The organism is Microbacterium abyssi (assembly GCF_015277895.1).
GTDB lineage: Bacteria > Actinomycetota > Actinomycetes > Actinomycetales > Microbacteriaceae > Microbacterium > Microbacterium abyssi.
On sequence record NZ_CP063815.1, the window covers coordinates 284,121 to 298,350 of the forward strand.

General features: G+C 68.6%; 11 protein-coding genes and 1 pseudogene. 6 read left to right on the top strand and 6 right to left on the bottom strand.

All coding sequences use genetic code 11. From position 1 onward, the window contains the following. The first annotated feature begins 49 nt into the window (after positions 1-49). Positions 50-298 (top strand): hypothetical protein, encoded by a 249-nt coding sequence (locus IM776_RS01420; protein WP_194421316.1) that lies wholly within the window; start codon positions 50-52, stop codon positions 296-298. Between the two features lie 56 nt (positions 299-354). Beyond that, a complete protein-coding gene (locus tag IM776_RS01425; protein WP_194421317.1) occupies positions 355-3,201 on the top strand; it encodes a helix-turn-helix transcriptional regulator in 2,847 nt (948 codons plus the stop codon). Positions 3,202-3,215: 14 nt separating this feature from the next. Here IM776_RS01425 and IM776_RS01430 read toward each other — a convergent pair whose 3' ends face one another. The 3 genes and pseudogenes from IM776_RS01430 to IM776_RS01440 all read right to left on the bottom strand — a co-directional run bounded on the left by IM776_RS01430 (position 3,216) and on the right by IM776_RS01440 (position 7,349). Further along, positions 3,216-3,887 carry a response regulator gene (locus IM776_RS01430; protein ID WP_194421318.1) on the bottom strand — a complete coding sequence of 224 codons (672 nt, stop codon included), beginning with the start codon at positions 3,885-3,887 and terminating at the stop codon, positions 3,216-3,218. Next, positions 3,884-5,302: pseudogene (locus tag IM776_RS01435) on the bottom strand (sensor histidine kinase); the annotation flags it as partial. The pseudogene IM776_RS01435 and the gene IM776_RS01430, both read right to left, overlap by 4 nt. A 40-nt stretch (positions 5,303-5,342) precedes the next feature. Beyond that, positions 5,343-7,349 (bottom strand): APC family permease, encoded by a 2,007-nt coding sequence (locus IM776_RS01440; RefSeq protein WP_228479852.1) that lies wholly within the window; start codon positions 7,347-7,349, stop codon positions 5,343-5,345. Positions 7,350-7,515: 166 nt separating this feature from the next. Between IM776_RS01440 and IM776_RS01445 the strand changes: the two genes are divergently transcribed. Both IM776_RS01445 and IM776_RS01450 read left to right on the top strand, forming a co-directional pair. Continuing rightward, positions 7,516-8,049, top strand: coding sequence for a VOC family protein (locus IM776_RS01445; protein WP_194421320.1), 534 nt, complete (start codon positions 7,516-7,518; stop codon positions 8,047-8,049). After that, positions 8,046-8,858: a MerR family transcriptional regulator gene (locus tag IM776_RS01450; protein WP_194421321.1), complete on the top strand. Its 813-nt coding sequence runs from the start codon at positions 8,046-8,048 to the stop codon at positions 8,856-8,858. The genes IM776_RS01445 and IM776_RS01450 overlap by 4 nt, the downstream gene beginning before the upstream one ends. Before the next feature lie 11 nt (positions 8,859-8,869). Here the strand turns inward: IM776_RS01450 and IM776_RS01455 are convergent, their stop codons facing one another. Then, the gene (locus tag IM776_RS01455; protein ID WP_194421322.1) at positions 8,870-9,445 is read right to left on the bottom strand and encodes a GNAT family N-acetyltransferase; all 576 of its coding nucleotides are present in this window, start codon (positions 9,443-9,445) and stop codon (positions 8,870-8,872) included. Between the two features lie 92 nt (positions 9,446-9,537). Between IM776_RS01455 and IM776_RS01460 the strand changes: the two genes are divergently transcribed. Continuing rightward, complete coding sequence (locus tag IM776_RS01460; RefSeq protein WP_194421323.1) at positions 9,538-10,233, top strand: GTP pyrophosphokinase; 696 nt, start codon at positions 9,538-9,540, stop codon at positions 10,231-10,233. A gap of 81 nt (positions 10,234-10,314) precedes the next feature. Here IM776_RS01460 and IM776_RS01465 read toward each other — a convergent pair whose 3' ends face one another. Then, complete coding sequence (locus IM776_RS01465; RefSeq protein WP_194421324.1) at positions 10,315-11,529, bottom strand: amidohydrolase; 1,215 nt, start codon at positions 11,527-11,529, stop codon at positions 10,315-10,317. A gap of 62 nt (positions 11,530-11,591) precedes the next feature. Further along, complete coding sequence (locus IM776_RS01470) at positions 11,592-12,239, bottom strand: TetR/AcrR family transcriptional regulator (RefSeq protein WP_228479853.1); 648 nt, start codon at positions 12,237-12,239, stop codon at positions 11,592-11,594. A 164-nt stretch (positions 12,240-12,403) separates the two neighbouring features. Between IM776_RS01470 and IM776_RS01475 the strand changes: the two genes are divergently transcribed. After that, positions 12,404-14,071, top strand: a complete 1,668-nt coding sequence (locus IM776_RS01475; protein ID WP_194421326.1) for an ABC transporter substrate-binding protein — start codon at positions 12,404-12,406, stop codon at positions 14,069-14,071. Positions 14,072-14,230 lie beyond the last annotated feature (159 nt).

The window sequence follows — 14,230 nt, forward strand, 5'->3', positions numbered from 1 at the left end:
GGTGCCTTAGAGCGGAGTGTGGACTCAGATCACCAGAGGAGTCCACGACATGTACGAGCACCCGTCCTACATCCACAACACCATCCTCGTCGAGCAGGAGCGCATCGACCGCGAGAACGAGCTGCGCCGAATCATCACGGAGAACCCGGATCGCGTCATCAGGCGCCGCGGGTCTGTGCTGAGCCGGGTGAGCGGCTGGTTCCGCACCCGGCAGGCGGATGCCGCAGCCTCGGTCGTCGCAGCCGACAGCCCGCGTGCCATCTGCGACACCACCGCGCGTCCCGCGCACGCGCGGTGAGTTCTCTCACCGCGATCACCGGCCCGAATGTCCGTGGCCGGTGGCACCATGAAGTGGTGACCGTTCCGACGATCAGCACAGACATGGTGGGTCGCGATGACGACCTCGCCGAACTGCGGCGCGCGTTCGATCGTGCCGCGGGCGGCGAGCCCTCGGCCGTGCTCATCGAGGGCGAGGCCGGCATCGGCAAGTCACGCCTGCTGCGCGAGTTCCAGGGCGAGCTCGCCGGGGCCGCCGATGTGCATGTCGGCCGCTGCTTCGACCTCGGGTCCGCGCGCTCTGCGTACGGACCGCTCACCAGCATCCTGCGATCGATGGTCGAGCGCCTCGGCCTCGCAGAGGCGAAGGCGGCGATCGGCGTCGGAGCCGAGGCGCTGCGCATGCTCGTGCCCGAGCTCGGTGAGGGCATCGCGGTGCGCGAGAGCACCAGCCCCGACGCCCTGCGCGACGCCGTCGCGACCCTCATCGAGGCGGCGGCCGACAGCGCACCGCAAGTGCTCGTGGTCGAAGACCTGCACTGGGTCGACGATTCCACGCTCGTCATGCTCACCTATCTGCTGCGCACACTGCAGCAGGGGCGAGTGCTGCTGCTGATCACGTGCCGCACCGACGACGTCCGCCGGGGCGACGCGGTGAGCCGCTTCATCGCTGAGACGACACGTGCGCGGATCATCGAGCGCATCACCCTCGAGCGCCTCGACCGCGATGCCACGCGGCGGCTCGTCGAGCAGCTGCACGGCGGCGAACTCAGCGAGACGTCGCTGGATCGCCTGATGGACCGCGCCGAGGGCGTGCCGTTCTTCGTCGAAGAGGTGGCCTGCTGCGCGGCCGGCCCGCTGCCCGATTCGCTGCGCGACATGCTGCTGGTGCGCTTCGACCAGCTCGACGACGACGCCCGCCATGTCGTCCGCGTGGTGTCGGGAGCCGAGGGGATGCTGTCGCACACGCTGCTCGCCCGGCTCGTCGGCCTGCCTGATGACCGCCTCGACGCGGCGATCCGTGCGGCGTCCCACGTGGGCATCCTGTCCGTGCACGATGACGAGTACACCTTCCGGCACGCGCTGCTCCGCGAGGCCGTGCACGAGGACCTTCTTCCCGGTGAGCGCGCGCGGCTGCACCGGGCCTACGCCGAGGCGCTCGAGGCGAAGGCGACGGCGCTCGACCGCTGCGACCGGTCCTCTCTCGCTCACCACTGGCATCTCGCCCAGGTGCCCGACCGTGCGCTGGTCGCCTCCGTCGCGGCGATGCAGGAGGCCAAGGCCCGGTTCGCGTTCGCGTCGGCGGCACGGTTCGGCGAGCTGGCGCTGGAGCTGTGGGAGCAGGTGCCCGATCCCGAGGCGGTCGCAGGGCTCACCCATGTGCGGCTGATGAGGCAGATCGGCTCGATCCTCCGCAACGCGGGCGAGGCGGAGCGCGCGCTCTCCGTCGCCGAACGCGCCCTGGCCGAGATCGACGAGAGCATAGATCCCGCCGAGCACGCCCGGCTGCTGCGCGACAAGGGGCTGTTCCTCGCGAACCTCGGGCTGCCCGGAGCGATGGAGCTGTTCCTCGAAGCGCTCGAGATCATCGATCGCGCGGTCGATGACGATCAGCTGCATGCCACGCTCCTGAACGGCCTGGCCGGAAAGTACATGCTCGCCTCGATGCCGCGCGAGGCCATCATCACGGCCACGCAGGCGCTGGAGATCGCCACTCGTGCGGATGACCCGCGTGAGATCTCCGTCGCCCACAACCTCCGTGGCACGTGCCGGACGTACCTCGGGCAGCTCGATGAGGCCTTCGCCGATTTCCGTGAGGCTGCCCGCTTCGCGCCTCGCAGCAACGGCGGCGCGGAGCTGCGATTCCACGTCAACTACTCCGACATGCTGGGGCTGCTGGGCAGACACCGCGAGGCGTTCGACGTGGCCGCAGCCGGGATCGTGCGTGCACGCGAGCTGGGCGTCGAGCGCGCGTCGGGCACGCTCATGGTGCAGAACATGGTCGAGCCGCTGCTCACCCTCGGCGACATCGACGGCGCGACGTCCCGCCTGTCGGCGGTGCCGATCGGACGGCCGCAGGTGCTCAACGACCAGTACGTCGTCCTGACCCGCATCCGCGTGCTCGCCTGGCAGGGCAAGGTCGATGAGGCCGAGCGAATGCGCGAGGAATGGATGCCGTCGCTGCGCCGCACCGGCGAGCTCGAGCGGCAGGCCTGGTACCGCGTCGTAGAGAACGACATCGCCCTCGACATCGCCCGCGGGCAGTGGACGGATGCTCTGAATGCCGTCGTCGCGATGACACAGGACGAGGGCTTCGTGCTGCTGCACGCGTATCGTCTGCTGCTCGAGTCCGGGTGGGTCGTCGCCGAGGTGCGCGCGTCCGGGGGGAACGTCGACGCGGCCATCGCGGCGATCCGCGGGCTCTGGGCCGAGATCCCCGAAACCGTGCGCGACGATGACTGGGCCGCCATGCTCGATGCGCTGCTCGATCCGTCGATCGCCGGTGTGCGCGCGGCGGTGGACCTCGCGGAGAGTGATGACGTGCCCGCCATCATGCGCGGTGTCACCCGGCTCGAACTCGCACGCATGCTGGTGGCGGACGCACAGCGTCCCGAGGCGCAGGCCGTGCTGGCGGATGCCGCGGCCGCCGCCGCGACGATCGGGCACGTGCCGTTGCAGAACAGCATCGCGGCCTTCGGTCGTGCGAGCGGGCTGATGTCCCACGCCGCTGCGCCGGACGAGCTGGAGCTCACGGCGCGCGAACGGCAGGTGGTCGACCTGGTCGCAGAGGGCCTCAGCAACAAGCAGATCGGCGAGCGCCTGTTCATCAGCTCGAAGACGGCGAGCGTGCACGTCTCCGCGATCCTGCGCAAACTCGGCGTCTCCACCCGCACCGAGGCCGCCATGGTCGCGGCCCGGCGGTGAATTCGGCCGGGGCGTCAGAGCACCAGCCGGTATCCCATCCCCGACTCGGTCAGCAGATGCGCCGGTGACGCGGGCGTCGCCTCGAGCTTCTTGCGCAGCTGCGACATGTACAGCCGCAGGTAACCCGAGTCGGACACCTGATCGCTGCCCCAGATCTGCTTGAGCAGGTCCTGCCGGGTGACCAGGGCCCCGGGATGACGGGCGAGGTGCTCCAGCATCCGCCACTCGGTCGGCGTCAGGTGCACCCGATGTCCGCCGCGCGTCACCGTCTTGGTGGCCAGGTCGACGACCACGTCGCCGAAGGCGACGGTCGCCTCGCCGGTGGCACCCTGCGTGCGGCGGGACAGCGCGCGCAGGCGCGCGAGAAGCTCATCGATCTGGAACGGCTTGGTGACGAAGTCATCGGCGCCGGCATCCAGCGCCTCCACCTTGTCAGCCGAGCCGGTGCGCCCGGACACGACGATGATCGGTGCCTCCGTCCAGCCGCGCAGCGCCTGGATCACCTGGATGCCGTCGAGCCGAGGCATCCCGAGATCGAGCAGGATGATGTCGGGCCGGGCCTGCGCGGCGGCCGTGATCGCGGCGGCGCCGTCCGCTGCGGCGAGGACTTCGTATCCGTGCGCGGAAAGGGTGATGCGCAGGGCGCGCACGAGCTGCGGGTCGTCGTCGGCGATGAGGAGCTTCATTCCATCTCCTGCTCAGGTGCCATCACGGGAAGCGAGACGACCATTGTGAGGCCGCCGCCCGGGGTCCCCTCCGCCGTGAGCGTGCCGCCCATGCCCTCCGTGAATCCTTTCGAGAGGGCGAGGCCGAGGCCGAGGCCGGTGGTGTTGTCGGTGTCGCCGTGGCGCTGGAAGGGCTGGAACATGCTCTCGCGGCGCCCGGTCGGCACGCCCCTGCCGTGATCGATGATGCGGATCTCGCCGCGCTCGCCGCGAGCGGTGGTCGACACGGTGATCTTCCGATCCTGCGGCGAATGCCGATGCGCATTGGCGAGCACGTTGACGAGCACCCGCTGCAGGAGTACGGGATCCGCGCGCAGCGCGGGCAGCACGGTGTCGAGATCGAGCTCGACGGCCGTGGGGCCGAGTGACAGCTCGTCGAGCGCCGAGACGATGCTGCCCACGGCATCCACCGGTGTCAGCGACACCGCGAGCACTCCTGCTTGCACGCGGCTCACATCCAGCAGGTCGGTGACCAGCGCGGTCAGCGTGCCCAGGCTCTCTTCGGCCGTGGCGAGGAGCTCGCGGCGATCCGGCTCGGAGAGCTCCTGGTGGCCGCGCAGACCGCCGACCGCGGCCACGGCGGCGGCGAGCGGCCGGCGCAGGTCGTGGCTGACGGCGGAGAGCAGCGCCGATCGCACCTGGTCCGTCTCGGCGAGGGCCTCGGCCTCGCGTGCCGTCGCGGTCAGCTCCCTGCGCTCCAGGGCTGCAGCGAGCTGCGTGACGATCACGTCGAGCAGCCGTCGGGACGGCGCATCCAACGCACCGCCGTGCAACTCGAGGACGGCGCGCGGACCTCCGTCGTCGGCATGCCCCACCGGCACCGATGTCGACCGGCCGTCGAGCACCGGCTCCCCGTCACGGGCGATCACGTCGCCGTCGTGGTCGACGAGGCGAACGCCGCTCAGGCCGAACGCCTCCCTCGTTCGACTGACCAGCGCGAGCACGGCACTGTCACCGCGCAGCACGTTGCCGGCGACTGACGCCAGCAGCTCTGCCTCGGCCGTGGCACGCTGGGCAGTGCGTGCCCGGCGCGCGGCTTGGGCGACGATCAGACCGACCAGCACCGCGATGATCACATAGAGGGCAAGGGCGACGACGTGCAGCGGGTGCTCGATCGCGATCGAGAACGCCGGTGCGACGAAGAGCAGGTCCAGGGTGATGCCGGAGAGCACGGCAGCGGTGACGGCGGGACGCACACCGCCGATCAGCGCGACGATGACGACCAGCAGCTGGTACGAGAGCACCTCGTAGGTGATCGACTGCGGACTGCGCAGGGCGAACAGCAGCCACGACAGCAGCGGCCCGCCGAGGAACGTGACGACGAACCCGAGCACCTCGCGGCGCCAGCCGAGGACCGCGCCGGTGATGCGCGGCAGCCGGGACTCCGGCTCGGTGAGCGCGCTCATGGAGTGAAGCCTAGACTCCGACATGACCACCGCGCTCCTGGCCGGGGATGGGACGCGACCGCCGCCCGTAGATGAGCTCGGACGAGTCGAGCAGCCAGGGAACCAGCGTGATCGAGACGCCGTGCACCAGCATGAGCTGGTTCGCGATGCGGCGCGCGCGCCGGTTGTGCAGCAGCCGCTCCCACCAGTGACCGACGATGTACTGCGGCAGGTAGACGGTGACCACCGACGAGCCGTGCTTCTCGCGGTACCGCTCGATGAACTGCGCGACCGGCTGCGCGAAGGTGCGGTACGGGGAATCCAGGATGACCAGCGGGATCGGGATGCCGTGCGCGCGCCATTCCCGGTGCAGGTCTTCGCCGTCCTCGGAGGCGAACGCGACATGCACGGCGAGCGTCTTGTCGTGCTCGGCGGCGATCGCGTAGTCGAGCGCTTTCAGCGCAGGCTTCTGCAGGCGATTCACGAGCACGATCGCGACGTCGCCGGACGCGCCGAAGCGGATGCCGTCGTCCATGGCGACCTCGTGCTCGACGTCGCGGTAGTAGCGCTTCACGCCGATCATGAGCAGCGCGAGCAGCGGGATGGCGAAGAACACCAGATAGGCGCCATGCGTGAACTTGGTTACCGTCACGATGATCAGCACCAGCACGGTGAAGACCGCCCCGACCGCGTTGATCACGAGGCCCGAGTGCGCGGAGCGCCGTTCGGACGCCGTCGCCGCCGTCTTCACGCGGAGCGGGCCGCGCAGCATCCGCCGCCAGTGCCGGACCATGCCGATCTGGCCCACCGAGAACGACACGAAGACGCCGATGATGTACAGCTGGATCAGGGTCGTCAGCCGCGCCTGGAACACGATGAGGACGGCGATCGCCGCGAGTCCCAGAAGCAGCATGCCGTTCGAGAACACCAGGCGATCGCCGCGGGTGTTCAGCGCCTTGGGGGCGTACCCGTCGCGGGCGAGGACGGCGCCGAGCAGCGGGAACCCGTTGAACGCGGTGTTGGCGGCGAGCAGGAGCACGCAGGCGGTCGCGGCCTGGATGATGAAGAACGGGATGCTGCCGCCGCCGAACGTCGCCGCCGCCACCTGTGCCATGAGGCTCGGCTGCGGGTCGGCGCAGTCGAACCCGATCAGGTCGCACGGGTTCTCGGCATAGTGCACGCCGGTGATGAGCGCGAGGGCGGTGAGGCCGGCGAACAGGCAGATCGCGATCGAACCCATCAGCACCAGGGTCGCCTGCGCGTTTCGCACCTTCGGGGTGCGGAAGGCGGGGACGCCGTTCGAGACCGCTTCGACCCCGGTGAGGGCGGAGCATCCGCTGGAGAACGCGCGGAGGATCAACAGGATCACGGCGACCTGGCTGAGGCTCTCGGCGTGCACGGTGAACTCGGCGCTGGAGGCGACCGGGGCGTCGCCGAGCGCGGCACGGACGAGGCCCGTGACGATCATGACGCCGACCGAGCCGATGAACACGTAGGTGGGGATCGCGAACACCGTGGATGCCTCGCGGACGCCGCGGAGGTTCACGATGATGATCAGCACGACGAATCCGACGGCGAGTTCGACGCGCCACGGGTTCAGCCCCGGCAGGGCCGAGATGATGTTGTCGACGCCGGATGCCACGGACACCGCGACGGTGAGCACATAGTCGACCAGGAGAGCGGCCGCCACGACGACGCCGGGGATCTCGCCGAGGTTCGTGCGGGCGACCTCGTAGTCCCCACCGCCGGATGGGTACGCCTTGATGAGCTGGCGGTAGCTGAGCACCACCACGATGAGCAGCAGGATGACTGCCGCCGCGACCATCGGGCTGAACGCGAGGAAGGCGAGCCCGCCGATCAGGAGGATCATCACGAGTTCCTGGGGCGCGTAGGCGACCGAGCTCAGTGCGTCGGAGGCGAAGATCGGCAGTGCACGGCGCTTGGGCAGGAGCTGTCCGTCGACCTGCTGCGAGGTCAGCGGGTCGCCGATCAGGAGGCGCTTCGCGAGCGGCGGGGCGTCGGGTGTCTGGTCTGTCACGAACGACGAACGTACGCTCGCCGACACGGCTCGGACGGCATCCTTACGGAATCCCTACGACCGCTCTTGCGTCCCTTACGGAATTCTCGCGTGCCAGCGCCGCATCGGCGACCGGTGGTGAGGTGAGTTTGACCCTCACGCCACGTGAGGATCCAGACTCGCTCACATGGCTGACTACTTCAATGCATTCGAGATGAGCCCCGTTCCGGACGGACCGGACGCAGTCGCGCCGGAGCCGTTCCTCGGTATCTACGCGATGCCGATGTTCGTGAAGATCCCGACGAGAGACCTTCGCGCGTCGACTGATTTCTGGGTCCGCGGATTGGGGTTCGTCGACTTGTTCAGCGTTCCCGGCCAGATCGTGCATCTGCGACGGTGGGCGTTCCAGGACGTTCTTCTCGTTCCCGCGGACGACGATGCGGCACCGCCGGCGGCAGCGCCCACGGTTCAGGTCTTCGTGTCCTGCGTCCTCGGCCAGCTCGAATCCGTGGCCGACGCATGTCGAGAACTGTCTCCTGATTCGGTGACCGGCCCGTACGACACGGCGTGGAGAACTCGCGACATCGTTGTCGTCACCCCCGAGGGAGCGCACGTCACGTTCACGGCGGCGACGCCCTTCATTCCCGATAGTGACGTGGGGCGTGATCTCGCATCCGTCGGCATCTTCGCACCGGATGGCGAGCGAGGAGGAGCACAATGACATCGATGGTTGACAACGAGATCGATGAGGATGCGACGGTCGGTGTGGCCGCCGACCTCCTCGGGCTGACCGTGCGCACTCTGCACCACTGGGACGAGATCGGTCTCGCGTCGCCGTCCCGCCGCACGCCCGCCGGCTACCGCCTCTACACGTGGGATGACCTCGAGCGGCTCAGCCGAGTCGTGGCCTATCGCGAGGCCGGCCTGACTCTCGACGCGATTCGAGACGTGCTCGATGATGCGACCGCGGAGATCGGCGACACGCTGCGCGAGCAGCGGGCGCAGCTGGCCGAACGGATTCATGATCTTCGGCAGCTCGATGAACGGCTCGAGCGCATGACGACCGCGCACGAGCGCGGCATCCTGATGAGTGACGACGAGCAGCGTGAGGTCTTCGGCGAGGATTGGGACCCGCAGCAATCGCGCGCGGCCCGCTTCGTGTGGGGAGGATCGAAGCAGTGGGCGCAGTTCGCGGAGCGCTCCGCATCCCGGTCGCCGAGCCAGTGGCGGGCGCTCTCGGAGGCCATGTCCGCGCTCCAGCGCGACCTCGCCGACGCGGTGGGTCGAGGGGTCGAGCCGGGGAGTGAAGAGGCGGATGGACTCGCCGAGCGCCACCGCGAGCTGTTCTCGAACTTCTTCCCGCTGACCAGGCAGATGCAGGTGTGTCTGGGGCGGATGTTCGAGGCCGACCCGGGATTCTCGTCGTACTACAACGGGATCGGTGACGGCCTCGCCGCATGGTTCCGCCAGAGCGTCGACGAATCCGCGCGCCACCACGGGATCGATCCGGATACCGCGACCTGGGAGTAGTCAGGCTCTTCTCACACCGGCCACTCCTCCGCGAGCAGGCCGTAGTTCATGCCGTCCATCCACTCGCCCGAACGGTGCAGCGCGGTCTTGCGGCTGAACTCCTCCCGGCGCATCCCGAGCCGCTCCATCAGACGCCAGGACGGCTCGTTGTCGGCGAAGCATCCGGCGTGCACGCGGCGCAGCCCCAGAGCGCCGAAGCACACGTCGATCACAGCGCGCACCGCCTCGATCGCGTACCCCTGGCCCGTGAAGGCCGGCGCGAGGGTCCAGCCGAGCTCGGCCTCGGTTCCGCGGGCCTGTTCGATGACCTCGCGCTGCGCCCAGGCGTCGCCGATCTTCAGCATGATGTCGCCGATGATCTCGTCGTCTGCGAGGCGCGTGACGATCAGTGTGGTCGCGAGGCGCTCCGGGTCGAGATAGAGCTCATCGAACGCCTCGCGCGTCTGGGGCGCTGGTCCCAGCCACCGGTTAACCTCGGGCAGGCGACGGTAGTCCCACACCGCGGCGAGGTCCTCAGCTGTGGCCGGGCGGATCTCGAGCCGTTCGGTGCGGACGGGCCATGGGTCGCGTCGTTGCGCATCGGTCATCGTCCGATTCTAGGAGCGGGAGGCGCCGCGGTTCGTTCCGCTCATGACGAACGCACAGCCGGTTCTGAATGCGGCCGCGTAACGTCGAAGCCATGACGACCATCGAGGTCACCGAAGATGCCATCCGCCAGACCAGAGAGCTCCGCGACGAGTTCCAGCGCTTCCTCCGCGAATACGAGTTCGGGATGCGCGAGGTCGAGACGAAGATCTCGATCCTGCGGGACGAATTCCTGCACGACCACTCGTACAACCCGATCGAGCACGTCAAGAGCAGGCTGAAGACACCGGACAGCATCGTCGAGAAGATCGCCCGGAAGGGGATCGAGGAGCCCGACTTCGACCGCATCCGCACCGAGATCACCGACATCGCCGGCGTCCGGGTCACCTGCAGCTTCGTCGCCGACGTCTATCTGCTGTTCGATCTGCTCACCAAGCAGGACGACATCACCGTCCGCGTCGTCAAGGACTACATCGCCGAGCCCAAGGACAACGGGTACAAGAGCCTGCACGCGATCATCGACGTGCCGGTGTTCCTCTCGACCGGGCCGCTCCTGGTGCCGGTGGAGGTGCAGTTCCGCACCATCGCCATGGACTTCTGGGCGAGTCTGGAGCACAAGATCTACTACAAGTTCTCCAACCAGGTGCCCTCGCACCTCGTGCAGAGCCTGGCGGACGCCGCGGATGCCGCGAGCGAGCTCGACGCCCGCATGGAGCGTCTTCACCGCGAGGCGCACGGCGTGCCGCAGCGTCAGTTGCCGTCCCCGCCGCCCCGCGTCGTCCAGGTGTAGTAAGGGTGGCCGAGGTGCGGCTTCGACGCGCTGCGCTTGCTCAATCCGTTTCGTCTCGCTGGCGCTCGCTCAACGTCCCGCTCAGGCCAAGAACTCCCGCACCGCGGTCGCCATCGCCGTCACGCCGACCTCGATCGTCGGGTGCGGCACCGGCGCGAAGTACGCGGAGTGATTCGTCGGGATCATGCTCGAGACCGTGCCGGCCGCCTCGGCCGCGGCGTACACCGCCGGATCCACCCCGCCCCAGAACCAGAACACCAGTGGCGCCCCCGCATCCCGCGCGAACCATGACACGTCCTCGCTGCCGGTGAACATCCCCGGATCCACGACCGTGCCCTCGCCGAGCACGCGGGTCAGGGCCGCGGTGACGCGGGCCGTCGCGTCCGCGTCGTTGATCGTCGGCGGCAGCGTGTGCTCGGTGCGGAACTCCGGCTCGCGCTCTGCGCCGGATGCCGCGGACTCCGCCCGCACGATGCGCTCGACGGAGGCGAGCACCCTCGCGCGCGCCTCATCGTCCGGGTAGCGCAGGCTGAGCTCGAGGGTCGCGTCGGCGGGGATGATGTTGTTCTTCGTCCCGGCGTGGATCGCACCGACCGTGACGACGCCGACTCCACGGGGATCGACTTCGCGCGACGCGATGGTCTGCAGGCGCATCACGGTCGCCGCGGCCATCACGACCGGGTCGATCGTGGTGTGCGGGCGCGACCCGTGACCGCCACGGCCGTGCAGCGTGACCGTGATCCCGTCCGCGGCAGCCATCTGCGGCCCGGGGCGCACACCGATCACGCCGGCCGGCAGGGGAGTGACGTGCTGGCCGAGCACGATGTCCGGCCGTGGGTAGCGGTCGAGGATGCCGGCATCCAGCATCGCGCGGGAACCGGCGCCGTGCTCCTCGGCCGGCTGGATCAGCACGACGAGCGTCCCCGTCCACGAATCGCGTTCGGCGACCAGGCGCTCCACCGCGCCGATCATCGCCGTGACGTGCATGTCGTGACCGCAGGCGTGCATGATCGACACGGTGTTGCCGGCAGGATCGATGCCGGTCGCCGTGCTCGCGTAGGGGAGTCCGGTGAGCTCCTCGACCGGAAGGCCGTCCATGTCGGCGCGCGCCCACACGACCGGCCCGTCACCGTTGCGCAGCATCCCGACGACGCCCGTGATCCCGACGCCCTCCTCGACCTCGAGCCCGAGAGCCCGCAGGTGGCCGGCGGCGATGCCGGCGGTGCGGGTCTCCTGGAACGACAGCTCAGGATGCCGGTGCAGATCGATGTACAGCGCTTCGAGGTCGATGCTCATGCGTCGACCCTAGCCCTGCGCGGGCTGCACTCCCCACGCATCGGCGCCTCGGCGGAGGGTGGTCAGGTGGCGTGCGCGTAGGTGCTCAGGTCGGGGCCGGGGCGCAGCACCGCGTTCACGATCGCGCGGATCGCGAACTCGCTGGTCTCGCCGAGCTCGACGACCCCGGGGTGGAGCAGCCACTGCAGCTGCAGGCCGTCCATGACCGCGAGGATCGCGGCGGATGCCGCGGCCACCGTATCCGGTTCGTCGACGCCCTCCTGCGTGCACAGCTCGGCGAACGCCTCGCTGATCTCGCGGCGCAGCGTCGTGTAGCGCTCCTCGAAGTAACTGCGGGCGGGATGGTCGTCGGTGATGGACTCCGCAGACAGCACGGTGTACGCCTGCACGATCCCAGGGCGCTGCGCGTTCATGAACGCCGTGCGCACGAGGTGCAGGAAGAGCTCGGGTCCGCCGGGGATATGCTTCTCATCGAGGTCCTGCACATCGGCTTGGTCTCGGTATGCGAGCACCTCGAGCAGTAGGTTCTGCTTGGAACCGAAGTGGTGCAGGACACCGGCATGCGTCATGCCGACCTGCTCTGCCACATCCGCGAGCGTGCCGCTCACCGAGCCCTTGTTGCCGAAGATCTCGACAGCGGCCTTGAGGATCTCGGTGCGCTTTCGGCGCGTGGCGGGACGCGTGCGTGTCGAGTGCGTTTCCGTGGCCACGGCATCCCCCTTTTTCTGGCGAGTGTAACGGTCTGGCATCCGCCACTTGCAAAGCTTACTGACTTGTAGGTAATCTCACTGCAGTTTACTTTCTCGTGAGTAAGCAAAGTACCACCGGGTACCCACCCGCCCCTGCACAAATGACCCGTGTCCAAGGAGAAGCAATGAAGCTCAGCAGATCTCTGATCGCGATCGGCGCGATCGCCGCCCTCAGCGTCGGCGCGCTCGCCGGCTGCTCGTCGACCGGCAGCACCGCCGACGACGATTCAGGCGCGACCGGCGCCGCCCTCACCATCGCCAAGCCCGACGGTGCGATCACCACCGAGTCGCACAACCCGTACCTCGGCGACTCGTCGGCATCCAAGTACGGATACGCCAAGGTCATCTTCGAGACGCTCGCGCTCGTCAACCCGACCGGCGACCTCGGCACCACCCCGTGGCTCGCGGAGTCGGTGGAGTGGAACGACGACTACACCGAGCTCACCGTCGTCCCGCGCAGCGGCGTGAAGTGGAGCGACGGCACCGACTTCACCGGTGACGACATCGTCTTCACCTTCGACCAGTACCTCAGCGGCAAGCTCGCCGACTCGTCCGGACTGAAGTACGAGGGCGCGACCGTCGACGGCGACAAGATCACCCTGAAGTTCGCCGACTCGAAGTTCACCGCCCAGTCCCGCGTGCTGCACACCCCGATCGTGCCCAAGCACATCTGGGAGAACATCGAAGACCCCAACACCGACCCGCTGACCGAAGACGGCCTCGCGGTCGGCACCGGACCGTACGTGCTCGACAGCTGGACCACCGAATCGGTCACCCTGACCGCGAACGAGGACTACTGGGGCGGCGACCTCGCCGTTCCCGAACTGCACTACGTCTCCTACGGCGACAACGCGGCCCTCACCACCGCGCTCGCCTCCGGCGAGGCCGACTGGGCGCAGGCGTTCATCCCGCAGATCCAGGCCAGTTATCTGGATGCCGATGAGAACAACCAGTTCCTCGTCTCGCCCACCGCCGGTGCCGGGACTCTGTTCTTCAACCTGCAGACCAAGCCTTTCAATGACCCGGCTCTGCGCGAGGCGCTCGCCTGGACGATCGACCGTGAGGCCTATGTGGACATCGCCCGGGAGGGCGCGAGCGAGGCGGTCTGGAACGTCACGGGTCTCGGCACGCTGCTCGAGGACGAGATCATCCCCGAGTACAAGGACGAGAACTACTCCGTCGACGTCGACAAGGCCAAGGAGATCCTCACCGACGCCGGTTACACCTGGGAGAGCGACAAGCTGATCGACCCCGACGGCGAGGCCGTCTCGTTCTCGATCTCGGTCCCGGCCGGCTGGAGCGACTGGAACACCGAGCAGGCCCTCATCGCCGAAGAGCTCGACGAGGCCCTCGGCATCGAGGTCAAGGTCGACCAGCCCGACTGGGGCGGTTGGGATGCCGCACGCCAGGAGGGCACCTTCCAGGCGATCATCCACTGGCTCGAGGACACCGGCAACGTGTACGGACTGTACACCTCGACCATGGACCCGAAGTGGATCGTGGACGACAAGGCCCAGTACAACTTCGGCCGCTTCGACGACCCCGCTGTCACCGAGGCGCTGAACACCTACGCCAACGCCTCCTCCGATGAGGACCGCGCTGCGGCATCCGCGGTGATGCAGAAGGCGTTCGCCGAGAACGTGCCGGCGATCCCGCTGGGTGCGCACCCGCTGCTGGGCGAGTTCAACACCCGCAACTACGTCGGATGGCCGAGCGAGGACGACCAGTACGCCTCCGGCGACCCGACCCAGCCGGGTATCGTCCAGGTCCTTACGGAACTCGAGCCCAAGTAAGGCGCGTGAGGGGCGGAGCGACGTTTCGACTCGTCGCTCCGCTTCTCGCTCAAACGCGTTTCGTCTCGTCGCTTTGCTCCTCGCTCAACGACCCACAGGGTCCCCGGGAATGTCCCGTGGGATCCGCCCACGCGGGTCGTTGAGCGAGCGAAGCGAGAC